This window comes from Saprospiraceae bacterium, from assembly GCA_016715965.1.
In the GTDB taxonomy this organism is placed as follows: domain Bacteria; phylum Bacteroidota; class Bacteroidia; order Chitinophagales; family Saprospiraceae; genus Vicinibacter.
Genome location: JADJXG010000001.1, coordinates 1,752,685 through 1,764,965 on the forward strand (window position 1 = coordinate 1,752,685; position 12,281 = coordinate 1,764,965).

General features: G+C 37.7%; 11 protein-coding genes. 5 read left to right on the forward strand and 6 right to left on the reverse strand.

Going from position 1 to position 12,281, the window contains the following annotated elements:
• Positions 1-3 precede the first annotated feature (3 nt).
• Positions 4-381 (forward strand): GxxExxY protein, encoded by a 378-nt coding sequence (locus tag IPM48_06630; protein MBK9271255.1) that lies wholly within the window; start codon positions 4-6, stop codon positions 379-381.
• A 308-nt stretch (positions 382-689) separates the two neighbouring features.
• Here IPM48_06630 and IPM48_06635 read toward each other — a convergent pair whose 3' ends face one another.
• Positions 690-965 (reverse strand): hypothetical protein, encoded by a 276-nt coding sequence (locus IPM48_06635; protein ID MBK9271256.1) that lies wholly within the window; start codon positions 963-965, stop codon positions 690-692.
• Between the two features lie 15 nt (positions 966-980).
• Entirely contained in the window at positions 981-1,457 is a 477-nt protein-coding gene (locus tag IPM48_06640; GenBank protein ID MBK9271257.1) for a hypothetical protein, read from the reverse strand.
• 320 nt (positions 1,458-1,777) lie between these two features.
• Here IPM48_06640 and IPM48_06645 point away from each other — a divergent pair, with 320 nt between their 5' ends.
• Positions 1,778-3,970 (forward strand): glutamine synthetase III, encoded by a 2,193-nt coding sequence (locus IPM48_06645; protein MBK9271258.1) that lies wholly within the window; start codon positions 1,778-1,780, stop codon positions 3,968-3,970.
• A 191-nt stretch (positions 3,971-4,161) separates the two neighbouring features.
• Here the strand turns inward: IPM48_06645 and IPM48_06650 are convergent, their stop codons facing one another.
• The 3 genes from IPM48_06650 to IPM48_06660 form a co-directional block, all read right to left on the reverse strand.
• The gene (locus IPM48_06650; GenBank protein ID MBK9271259.1) at positions 4,162-4,809 is read right to left on the reverse strand and encodes a tetratricopeptide repeat protein; all 648 of its coding nucleotides are present in this window, start codon (positions 4,807-4,809) and stop codon (positions 4,162-4,164) included.
• Positions 4,810-5,087: 278 nt separating this feature from the next.
• A complete protein-coding gene (locus tag IPM48_06655) occupies positions 5,088-5,417 on the reverse strand; it encodes a hypothetical protein (GenBank protein MBK9271260.1) in 330 nt (109 codons plus the stop codon).
• A 280-nt stretch (positions 5,418-5,697) separates the two neighbouring features.
• Entirely contained in the window at positions 5,698-5,991 is a 294-nt protein-coding gene (locus tag IPM48_06660) for a hypothetical protein (GenBank protein ID MBK9271261.1), read from the reverse strand.
• Between the two features lie 317 nt (positions 5,992-6,308).
• On the opposite strand from IPM48_06660, the gene IPM48_06665 reads away from it, so the two are divergent.
• Together IPM48_06665 and IPM48_06670 are read left to right on the forward strand one after the other, a co-directional pair.
• On the forward strand, positions 6,309-6,896 hold the full coding sequence (locus tag IPM48_06665) for a sigma-70 family RNA polymerase sigma factor (GenBank protein ID MBK9271262.1): 588 nt from the start codon (positions 6,309-6,311) through the stop codon (positions 6,894-6,896).
• A gap of 19 nt (positions 6,897-6,915) precedes the next feature.
• The gene (locus IPM48_06670; GenBank protein ID MBK9271263.1) at positions 6,916-7,704 is read left to right on the forward strand and encodes a hypothetical protein; all 789 of its coding nucleotides are present in this window, start codon (positions 6,916-6,918) and stop codon (positions 7,702-7,704) included.
• 28 nt (positions 7,705-7,732) lie between these two features.
• On the opposite strand, the gene IPM48_06675 is transcribed toward IPM48_06670, so the two are convergent.
• On the reverse strand, positions 7,733-11,029 hold the full coding sequence (locus IPM48_06675; protein ID MBK9271264.1) for an AAA family ATPase: 3,297 nt from the start codon (positions 11,027-11,029) through the stop codon (positions 7,733-7,735).
• Between the two features lie 246 nt (positions 11,030-11,275).
• Between IPM48_06675 and IPM48_06680 the strand changes: the two genes are divergently transcribed.
• Positions 11,276-11,959 carry an OmpA family protein gene (locus IPM48_06680; protein MBK9271265.1) on the forward strand — a complete coding sequence of 228 codons (684 nt, stop codon included), beginning with the start codon at positions 11,276-11,278 and terminating at the stop codon, positions 11,957-11,959.
• Positions 11,960-12,281: the final 322 nt, after the last annotated feature.

Sequence of the window (12,281 nt, forward strand, 5' to 3'; positions counted from 1 at the left end):
CTTATGGAATTGAATGAACTGAGCTACACTATTAGGGGAGTCATTTTTCAAGTACATAATCGATTGGGACCCGGCTTGCTGGAAAGCGTATATGAAGCAGCTTTATATTATGAGATTCAAAAAATGGGTTTGAATGTGAGGACTCAAGTACCGGTACCTGTCATATATGACGAAATGGATCTAGGTTTAGGATTTAGAATGGATTTATTGGTGGAGAATCAGCTGATCTTAGAAATAAAAAGTGTGGATGCTTTGCATGATGTTCATAAAAAACAATTATTGACATACCTAAAGCTGGCAAAATTGAAGCTTGGATTATTGATAAATTTTAATGTAGCCACACTGGTTGATAAGATAAGTATCATAAGAGTAATTAATTAATTTTTATCTTACTGATTTCACGGATGAGCACAGATGAATGTAAATTAAATCTGTGAAAATCTGTGTCATTTGTGAGAAATTCATATCCTTCATCTGTAAAAATCTGAGTCAACCAGAAACAAATTTTTTTCTCACAGATTTCACGGATGAGCACAGATGAATGTAAATTAAATCTGTGCCATCAGTGAGCAATTCTTATTCTTCATCTGTAAATATCTGAATCACCCGGAAATAATTCTTTTTCTCACAGATTCCACGGATGAGCACAGATGAATGTAAATTAAATCTGTGCCATCAGTGAGCAATTCTTATTCTTCATCTGTAAAAATCTGAATCACTCGGAAATAATTCTTTTTCTCACAGATTCCACGGATTCCCACAGATGAATGTAAATTAAATCTGCGAAAATCTGTGTCATTTGTGAGCAATTCATATCCTTCATCTGTAAAAATCTGAGTCACCCGGAAATAATTCTTTTTCTCACAGATTCTACGGATTCCCACAGATGAATGTAGATAAAATATGTGAAAATCTGTGTCATCTGTGAGCAATTCATATCCTTCATCTGTAAAAATCTGAGTCAACCAGAAATAAATTTTTTACTCACAGATTTCACGGATGAGCACAGATGAATGTAAATTAAATCTGTGAAAATCTGTGTCATTTGTGAGTAATTCATATCCTTCATCTGTAAAAATCTGAGTCACCCGGAAATAAATTTTTTTCTCACAGATTTCGCGGATGAGCACAGATGAATGTAAATTAAATCTGCGAAAATTTGTGTCATTTGTGAGCAATTCATATCCTTCATCTGTAAAAATCTGAATCACCCGGAAATAATTCTTTTTCTCACAGATTCCACGGATTCCCACAGATGAATGTAGATAAAATCTGTGAAAATCTGTGTCATTTGTGAGCAATTCATATCCTTCATCTGTAAAAATCTGAGTCACCCGGAAATAAATTTTTTTCTCACAGATTCCACGGATTCCCACAGATGAATGTAAATTAAATCTGTGAAAATCTGTGTCATCTGTGAGCAATTCAGATCCTACATCTGTAAAAATCTGAGTCACCAGGAAATAATTCTTTTTCTCACAGATTCCACGGATTCCCACAGATGAATGTAGATAAAATATGTGAAAATCTGTGTCATCTGTGAGGAATTCCCTGACTCTGTCAATTTAAACCCTTGCCATCTGAATGCAACTATATTTAAGTTATATATATAAAATAAATAAATATGATAAATATCTTCTAAATTAAGAAGTTTAGCCCAAAAAAATAAATAATAAATTAAATATTTGGTCAATTTTAGTACCAATCAACTAAAATAAGCAAAAATATTTTACTTTTGTGCTTCGAATTAATTATTTCATTTACTAAATCTCATTTTATGTCCTCCAATCGAAGTGCAGCGCTCAACCTTTTCCAATCCCGACCAAAAACTACCAAAGACCGGGACAATCGCAAGATTACCAGCTACTATGCAGAAAATGTTTTTACCCAGGATAAACTGCGGGCTTACCTGTCCAATGATGCATTTAAAGTGTATACACAGACCCTCTCAGAAGGCAAAAAGATATCCAGAGAATTGGCAGACCAGATAGCCGCAGCTTTAAAGGCCTGGGCCATGGAAAAAGGGACCACACATTACACCCATTGGTTTCAGCCACTTACGGGAACCACAGCCGAAAAGCACGACTCTTTTTTTACTTTGGCCAATAATGGAGCTCCGGTTGAAAAATTTGATGGTGATGCCCTGGTCCAGCAGGAACCGGATGCTTCCTCTTTCCCCAGTGGTGGTCTTAGAGCCACTTTTGAAGCAAGAGGATATACCGCCTGGGACCCCATGTCACCTGCTTTTATTATGGACATTGCAGGATCCAAGACACTTTGCATTCCGACCGTTTTTATCTCTTATACCGGTGATGCCCTGGATCATAAAGCTCCATTGATCAGATCTTTGGAAGCATTGGACAAAGCTGCCACAGGAGTGGCGCGATATTTTGACCGATTTGTCAATAAGGTCAATGCAACTTTGGGTTGGGAGCAAGAATATTTTCTGATTGACAAAGCCATGTATTATGCAAGACCTGATTTGATGGCATCGGGTCGGACAGTCTTTGGTCGCAGCCCTGCCAAAGGCCAGCAATTGGAGGATCATTATTTTGGAGCCATTCCTGAACGCGTCTTCAACTATATGGTGGATTTAGAAATGGAATGCCATAAATTGGGTATACCTGTTAGAACCAGACACAATGAAGTAGCACCCAGTCAATTTGAGTTAGCCCCAATGTTTGAAGAAGCCAATATTGCAGTGGATCACAACTCCTTGTTGATGGATTTGATGGACAGGGTGGCAAGAAGACACAATCTGATTGTGTTGTTGCATGAAAAACCATTTGCTGGAATCAATGGAAGCGGAAAACACAACAACTGGTCCATGGGTACAGATACGGGTACCAACTTATTGAGTCCGGGAAAAACCCCGAGAAACAATTTGCAGTTTCTCACCTTCTTTATCAATACCATCAAAGCCGTTCACGATCATTCCGATTTATTGAGAGCGGCAATAGCGGCTGAAAGCAATGACTATAGATTGGGAGCCAACGAAGCACCTCCGGCCATCATCTCAGTTTTTATTGGTGAATATCTCTCAAAAGTTTTGGATGCTTTGGAAGAAAGGGTGGAAAATGATTTAAAGGAAGATGCTGAAAATGATTTAAAACTGGACATCCACAAAATGATCCCGGATGTTATGATGGACAATACCGATCGAAACCGAACCTCACCTTTTGCATTCACCGGCAATAAGTTTGAATTCCGCGCAGTGGGATCTTCGGCCAATTGTGCAGATGCGATGATGGTATTAAATACCATCGTAGCCAATCAGTTGAATGATTTTAAAAGTAAGGTGGACAAATTAATTGCAGACGGAGAGAAGAAAGATTCTGCCATATTAAAGGAATTGAGGGTTTGTATTCAGAGTTCGAAAAACATACTTTTCGAAGGGGATAATTACAGCGATGCCTGGGCAGAAGAAGCAAAGAAAAGGGGACTTCCAAACATAAAGACGACGCCAGAAGCACTGGATGCATTGACCAAACAGAAGGCCCTTCAGTTGTTTAGTGGTTTAAACATCATGACCGAACGCGAGCAGGAGGCAAGACACGAAATTTATCTTGAGAAATATATTAAAAAAGTAGAAATCGAGGCGAGTCTCATCAAGGAGTTGGCGATCAATCAAATTTTACCTGCGTGCATAAAGGCACAGACAGACCTCATTCACAATCTTCAATCTGCAAATAGTATGGGGATCGGTAAAAATCTGATGACAGCTCAAGAAGAGATATTAAGCAAGATATCAGAAGCCATTCAATCCGCTTATGGATTTGTCCTTGAAATGGAAAGAGAAAGGGAAAAAGCGCATCAGCAAAAAGGAACCAGGGAGGTTGCCATTCATCTTTGCGAAAAGGTCAAACCCTTATTTTTGGAAATTCGCTCCCACATTGATGAGCTCGAATTATATGTGGAAGACAAATTGTGGCCAATTCCCAAATACAGAGAAATTCTTTTTAATCGATAAATAAAATACCTTCCAATCGGAAGGCATTTACCAACGAAGTTGCCATCTGATTTGACGGATTGTTTATATTTGAAATCTCTATACTTTGTGGATAAAATAAAAGCAGGTCTTTCTTTAAGACCTGCTTTTTTGTCAAACAGTAGGTAAATATAATGCTTATTTTTCAAAACTTAAACTTTGCGATGGTAAGATCAAAGCAGTTCGGACATTTCCTTGCAAATCGATTGGTAGGTAGATCCTTCGTAGTTTAGCTGATTAAACAATGTTTTAGCGATGGGCTTTCCTCCAGGAACCATGGTGATGGAGATTGCGAAGTAGAATCTGACATCGTCTTTAAATGTATTTAGAATCAAATTGTCTTTCTGCGCAAGATGGAGATTTACTTTCGAGAAATTGCTTGCGGCTGCAGCATAGAGTCCCCTGCTTAATTGAGTTATCGCAAGAAGATATCTGGCCAGGTCATCTTCAGGTTTTGAGATCACGTGTTTTCCTAACAACCTATGTGCTTTTTCAAATTCAAAATTTTCAATCAGAAGGCTTGCTTGGCGGTAAATTTGACCCGACATCAATTCTTGGTTTTCTGTAATTTCTAAATTTTCTTCTGAGCTACTAGTCAAATCTGATGATTCATTGCTTTGAAGTTGTGAATAAATGGTTTCAATTTTTTCAAAGAATTGTGGACTCAACACCTGGGTCTTTACAAGCGAATTTATCCAGTCGGAATTGAAATTTTTAGTAATCCTTGTTCCCGGATTCTTCAGATTGGATGGATTGGTTTGAGCAGTGCTGATCAGTATCAGTGTACTAAATGCGATCAATAAACAAAATGCCTTTTTCATGATAGTAAATTTTTAGTTGTAAAATAATTAATTTTAATCTTGACCTGAACTCTTTATTTCTTACAACTATATGGTGAAGAAATCTATGAATATTTAAGGTAACAGGAATTTATTTTTCATTTTTTTTATATAGCCCATTGACAGTCTCTTAGCCCCTTAATTATCTCAGCTATTTCAAGATGGATCTGCGCAGACTTATGTTATAAAAAGAAAGGAGATCAAATTGATTGATCTCCTTTTGAATAGATGGACGTTCAGATTGCTTTCTTTAAAAATGCTTACTTTCGCTGGTACACCAATATTTCTTTGCATATTTCCCGACAAAGTAGGTTATTCGCTACAAGTGCTGGATTTGTGCAATTGGTAAAGCAAAACAGAATGCGCAGGATGTCTCCTGATAGTGGCTGACAGATGTCTGTCCTTAAAGTTGACTGATTGAGCGCAAAGGGATTTAGTCCATCCGTCAAATCGCCATAAGGACTATGATTTAATTGTGCAAAGACATCATGTTTTGTGCTCACTGCCTTCTCGACCACTCTTTGCGCATTTAATTTCTCTTGATCGATACCTGAAGAGAAAAGGGCGATGAATAAAATGAGATTTTTCATAATAGATGATTTAAAAAGTGAATTAAATATTTTATTAAACAAATGAATATTACATATTTAATGGTGTAGAATAATAGGATTCATTAAGTCACATTGGTATATTTATTTTAAGGTTGTCCTGATCCTGATTAATCAGGAATAATTTGTAGCCAGATTCCAAATATATTTATTTATTCTGTGTATTTTTTTATACTCATTGGTGTTATTGGTATAGGTATAATGCAAAAGAGACAAGCCTTCGCTTGTCTCTTTTGTAAGTATAAAGAAGTATGCAGGATAATTATGGTTTTCTGTTGCTGTAGTACAACCAGCAGGATCTGAAGCAATCCTGATTAACGGCAAGAATGGGATCACCGCATCTAAAGTAACATAGTTGGAAGATCTGATCGGAGTCCAGAATGATTTTGGTTTTGTCATTCTGTCCATTTCCTCCTGGTTTTTGGGTTCTGGGATCCTGAAATGCGGTCTTTTCATTTGGATTCTCTTTTGAGTTTTCAATAGAGGGATAATTAACCCATCCGATCAATGCCCATAGTGCCAGAATTTGCATCGAGAAAAAAAGTTGTGCTTTCATGATTTAAAGTTTTAATTAATGAACAATTTTAATTACATCTACAGGGTGTTTGTAATTCTAAAAATTTAAGACAGGCCTTTTAATTTATTTTCCGCATAGACCTTATATATAGAATATTGGATCGTGGTCTGAAAGGATAAAATAGCAGTTCCCCAGGTGACGGATTGAATCCATTGGACCTGGCAATGATGGTTTAATTATTGCAAGTTAAAGACTTATGAATAAGGGTCGATTGTAATGTCAGCTTCTGAATTAAAATAATTATTGGAGTACAGCTTAAATATTCCTGTATTTTTACACCAACTAACTTGACGAATATGTGCAAATCCTGCGAAACATTTCAAAGCCATATTCAAAATGGCGAAGAAGGCCGTAAAATGGCGGCAAAATTGCTTTTTGAAGAAGAGGCCATCCATAAGAATGCGAGGCACTTTTATTGGAAGTACAAAAGATTTGTTTCGGAGCAATATGAAAGCTGGGAAGATTTCCTGGTTGAAATTGTTTTAAGGATTTTTAAAGAAAAGGAGGCCGGAAGAGGTCCCCGAGAAAATTGTGAGGGGTATTATTTTAAACTCACAAGAAATATTTGTGAAGAAATGGTCAGGACCAGCAACCGATGGAGAGAGACTGAAGAGCAACTTGCGCGAATCGAAGAAACCACAGGGGATCCATACATCATTGAGAAAGTAAAACAGTACATTCAAAAAATGGAATGCAAATGCAGGACGCTCATGTACCATTACCATATTGAAGAAGAGCTGATCAAGGACAAAGACAAACTAGTTGGTATTTTGAAAGATCAATGCGGTAAGGACTATACCAGAAATTCAATTCCTGTGCATTTGAGTGGCTGTCTTGATAAACTGGCAAAGGCAGTGCGCCAAGATGAAGATAAATTGTTTTAAAAATTTTGAAAGTAAGATTATGAAAAAGTCCGAAATACAAGTACAAATTGAAGCTTACCTCGACAAGCAGATGAATGCAGAGGAAGCTAGACAATTTGAAAATAGATTAAAGTCAAGTTCCGAATTGAAAAAGGAATATACTGCTGCTCTTTTTGAAAGATTGGCCGGAGATAGCCACAAAGACGAGGCGCAAAGAAATTGGTTAAGGGAAGTTTATCAAAGCGGAACTGCTGTAGAATTGGGTCAAAAACCTAGCTCAGGAACTATTCAGTTTAGATCCAATTGGATTAGAATGGCTGCAGCGGCTGCCGTTTTATTGGGAGTTGTATACTTTACCGGAATCTTTGATCAAAGCAGTGGGTCAACATCTGTGGAATTTGCCTCCATGATGATTGAACCGATAGGAATGGAACGCGCTTCCGTAGCTGAAATGAGTATCAGTGAGAAAGCATCCAATTTCTATTTTAGGAATCCTCCTGCCACTGACAGTCTTGAAAAAATGACGATAGGATGCAATGGATTGTGTGTCGCCAAGTATTACCTGGCCCACGCTTATTTAAAAACAAAGCAATTTGAAAAAGCCAAAAGTTTATTCTCTGATTTGGAATCCAATATAGACCAGCTACAGACAATTCCTCAGCTCCAAGGTAGGGAAAATGAATTAAGAATAAACAGTGCATTGGCTCAAGCTGCAACCGGTGAAAAAAAAGAAGAAGTATTGTCCAAATTGAATAAGCTGATTGCCGAAATGGATTCTTCAGATACACTTCGGACTTTGGCAGTGCGTTTAATTAAAATACTGGATTAAAGATTTCCGGTCATTTTGACCAAATGCATCAAATCGTCAACCAGCTGTATCTTTCCATCAATATCTTGAATTCAGGAGCGAATTTTAGCACGTTTGGGTTCCCGATGACTATAACTTGTTCCCTTGCTCTTGATAGTGCAACATTTAGCTTTCTGTTGACCCCGTCCCCATCCAGTTGACTAATTTGGCTTAATTGTTCTCTACTGTTGGCACAGCATGAAAAAAGAATGATATCCCGTGCGCTGCCTTGATATCTTTCTACTGTGTCTGTTTTAATATAATTCGTTTCCATTAAGTTTAGCCGGTGCATTTCTGTAATGATAGCTGCATTATGTGCGCGAAAAGGAGAAATAATTCCCAAAGATTGATCAGAAAATGACTTTTTATTTTTGCGATACATGTCAATGATTTCATGGACTATGGCACAAGTAGCATTTACTTCTTCGTAATTGACTTTGGCAAAATTGGTCGTGTTTTCAGATTCAACCGGGACAAATATGCATCTTTCAGTTCCAATTATTTTAAACTTTTCAGCTGGAGTGAGCGGAAAATTGGTAGAATATAGATCAGTCTGTCGTCCGGATGGAGTCATTAATTTCAATTGACCTGAGTAAAACAATTCTGAAGGCAAGTCCATAATTTTTTGGTGCATCCTTCCCTGTCGCTTCAACATTCCGATGGAGTGAAGCCACCCGACTGCCTGACATCGTTTGTACATTCTTTCAAAGAAAGAGTCAGCAGTAGATGAAATTCCCAGACTCAACAAATCAGAGTTTTTGATCAGAGTGGATTCTTTGTTTTGACTACTTACAGCGGGGAGTTGTTTGTGATCACCAATCAGTATAAACTTCTTAAATTGATACAACAAACCAATTAAATTGGGCTCTAAAATTTGGGAAGCCTCATCGATGATAACGATGTCAAATCGGAGCAACTCAAACAATTCCTTTTTGCCTTGCATGGAGGCTACAGTTGCCGTAAAAATTCGGTGTCTTCTCAGCATCTTCCGGAACTCCCGTCTGTTTTCTACCGCTCTCAGTTTGTAGTCAAGAAGTTTGGAATGAAATTTTTCGGCGGTACCATATCGAGATCCAATTCTTATAAAATCGTAGAGTTCATCGTCCCCCAATTTTTCAATGGCTTCACAAATTTCATCAACGGCACGGTTGGTATACGCCAATAAAAGTAAATTTTCACCAGTATGAAGAACAATGTTTTCAACCAATGCCTTAATGACCATACTGGTTTTACCAGATCCGGGAGGACCCCAAATTAAAAAATAATCTTTGGCGCTCATGGCCCTAGAAACTACTTCTTTGATATCCTCTGGCAAGAGAATCGGGTGATTCCAATTTGATTCTTGTTCTGAGGCTGGATCAATTCCCATTATTTTTTTCCTAAAAGATTTAGGAGCACTGGCCCATTCATAGAGATTTTCATATTGGTGCAGAAAGCTGCGATCCAATACATCCGGCTCCAAACACCATGATTGGTGTTGAGGATAGGCGCGTTTGTCAAATTGCCTGCCCCGTAACCTTACCTTACAAACTTCAAATCCAATTTCTACCAAGGTGCATTTGTAGACCTGATTCATAAGTGCTCCATGTCCATTGATTTCTTCTGGATATAGTATTAAAGTATCTCCATTTCTGAAGGCACTAAAGCCACTGTATTCTTTGTGCAATGACAAAACCACCAATGGTGAATCTAAATCATTAAAAATAATCTCTTCAATTTTTAATCCTTTTAAGATTAAATACAAATTCTCTTTTTCTTCGGAGCTTTTAAGCCATAAATCCGCCAATCCATTTGCCGAGTTGGGTCCTGACATCCCTGTTTTAGAAATCAACTGTTCTCTGGCAATAAAATGGCAATAGTTTTTGAAATAGGCGCGTTCTGTTGCATCCAAATCCAGGTAGGTTTGTAAGAAAGAATAGCCGTCGCGTTTGAGAAATTGATCGAGATCGGAAAAATGATTTGGTTTGAGTAAGTCCAATAAACCTGGAACTTCAGGATCTGTGGTAGCCAGATGAAGGTGGATCAGGACAATGGAATTTCTAATATCAAAAAGCGTCTGTATCAAGGTCTCATTGTGGGGTGAATGCCTTATAGGTCGATCTTTCTGGGTGGAATACAATAAATAGCAATCTGCTTTTACACTGCGGTCTTTTGCAGAATTGATGAGTAATTTGTAGAGTTGGGCCTGGGCTTCATGTGCCGGATTGATTCCGTATGCATTTTCATAATAGGGCCGACCACTTTTCAGCTCAATAATTTTATAGGAAGTTCCGGATTCTATCAATACATCCAGTCTTCCCTGGATTCCATAGATAACAGAAAAAAAACTTGGCTCCAACTGACAGGCCTCTTCTTCCCTCAAAAGACCTTCAAATCGGGATTCTGCCAAGGCTTTTAGATTGTCAAATTGATATTGAGCCTGATCGACAAAATCTTTCACTTCAGCTTCTCCCAGTAAGCTGATCGCAAATGGGTATTTTCTGAAAACATGAGAAAGGAGAGGTTCGAATTTTGCATCAGGATGGATAATCAATTCATCCAGAAATTCATTCACAGCATTCCCAATCAAGATGTGTTTGGAAGCAGGTGCATATTGAAACAAGTGGATCAAATGTCGGATAGCGCTTGATTTATTGGGAGAATAACATGCAGCAATACTCGTGACATCCACCAAAAAGTCCGGAAAAATGCACAGACCCTCAAATACCCAGCCATGTTCTTTCTTGTGTAAATGATGAAAATACACCGGCACCGGAAATTGGAGTATGGCAGCACTTTTTTTAATGATATCCACCATACCTTTTCTCAATGTGCGCAATAACAGAAAATTTTGCTCAGAAGGAAAACGATCAAGACTAAAAATCAAATGGGATTCATCCATATTGAGAATGAGTCCTCTCTCATTTTCTTCCAATAAATTGGGATTTAAATGATTTGGAATTTTCTGAATTTGGAATGCATTTACTTTATAATCTGAAGTTACTTGCTCCGATTTTGACATGGAGTAGAGTTCGTTTAAAAGATAAATGTAATCTTCTACAAACTGCTGATGGTCTTCAATGGTATTGAAACGACCCGATAGTAAATCGATCATTAACTGACTACTTGCAGGGGAAATGCGCCCCTCGGTTCGTAAGAAAGCGACTTTTTCAAGATCGTGTGTAAAAATTCTATTTGGATGGGTCTCGATAAGTTCCAGGGCAAGTTTTAAACGGTGAATAAGTTCAGGTAATTGAACTGGACCTTTTCGCAATTCTTCGACGGAGTGCTGGTCGGGCCAGCTATTGTGTAGGGTTTCAGGTGACATAGGACTAGTGTTTTATCAAAGAGGTGAAGATACGAATGGGCAAATAAATTGTGCCAACAATCTGTTCTACGATGGATCGTTGGAAATTGACGGATTTGAAAAGAAAATTTGTCCAATAATAAATTTATATATTAATAAATTATTTAATATCTTTGATCCGCTCTGTATGGATAGAGCGTCTTTCCCAAAATATTATTTTGAAATATAACATTTATATGGTATTTATTTAAAATCTTTGTTAAAAACATGATAAAATCAAAACTTTATTTGGTGGTTACTCGTTCGAACTTCATATTTGCACCAATGAAAAAATGGAGTTTAATTCTGCTGCAACAGGCTATTTATATTCAGGTAGTCCTTTTTTTGTTAGCAGTTGGTGTTTTTCAATGTGCACAAAATACGAAGGATAAGTCATCCGTGAACATTGTTTCGGATTCGATCCAAGTCAATGATGGATCCATTGTTTCAGTGCCTTTATCAGAAGAGACCAAATCAAAACTTGCACAATTACAGGATTCCACCCGAATTTCAGGCGATCTTGGAGACCAGTTGATAGGGTTTATAAGTACCAATGTGATGGACTTCAGTGACCAGTTTAAATTTATTGGCCTGAAGTGGGATGGTCGCACAGATAAAGTGGTACAAAACAGGAGATCTGAAATAGACGATCTCGCTAAAATTATGTTGCTTTTTCCCAAAATGAATGTGCGCATTGAATCCTATGTTGACAATGATGGCAACCCCAAGAAGGATGAGGAACTTACCCTGGCTAGGGTTAATTTTATAAAAAATGAGCTAGTGACGGCTGGTGTAGATCCTTCGAGGATTGAGGTCAAGGGATTCGGTCAAAAGTATCCTGTCGGAGACAACAAGACCGAGCTGGGCCGCATGATCAACAACCGGGTAGAGTTATACATTACCAGGTTTTAATATTCTGAATTTATTTTACCTACTACTGTTTTAAAACCGGCGCCTAAATGTAAGCTCCGGTTTTTTTATTTACATACCTTCGATGCCTTATGCCGGATGAGACTATTGCATCAATTTGACCAGGATTGCCAATTGATCCATTGATTCGTTAAATTTTTTTGATGGATCTGATTTTTTCAAAAATGGTCCCGCATTTCAATCATGTACTAAAATTTTGTTCAGCTGTTAGAGCGGTACTCATATCCACAATATGCTATTGTATATGAATTGGATACAATGGGCTTATTGGTATTTTCCCAAATTTGAAGGATCACTGCAATCA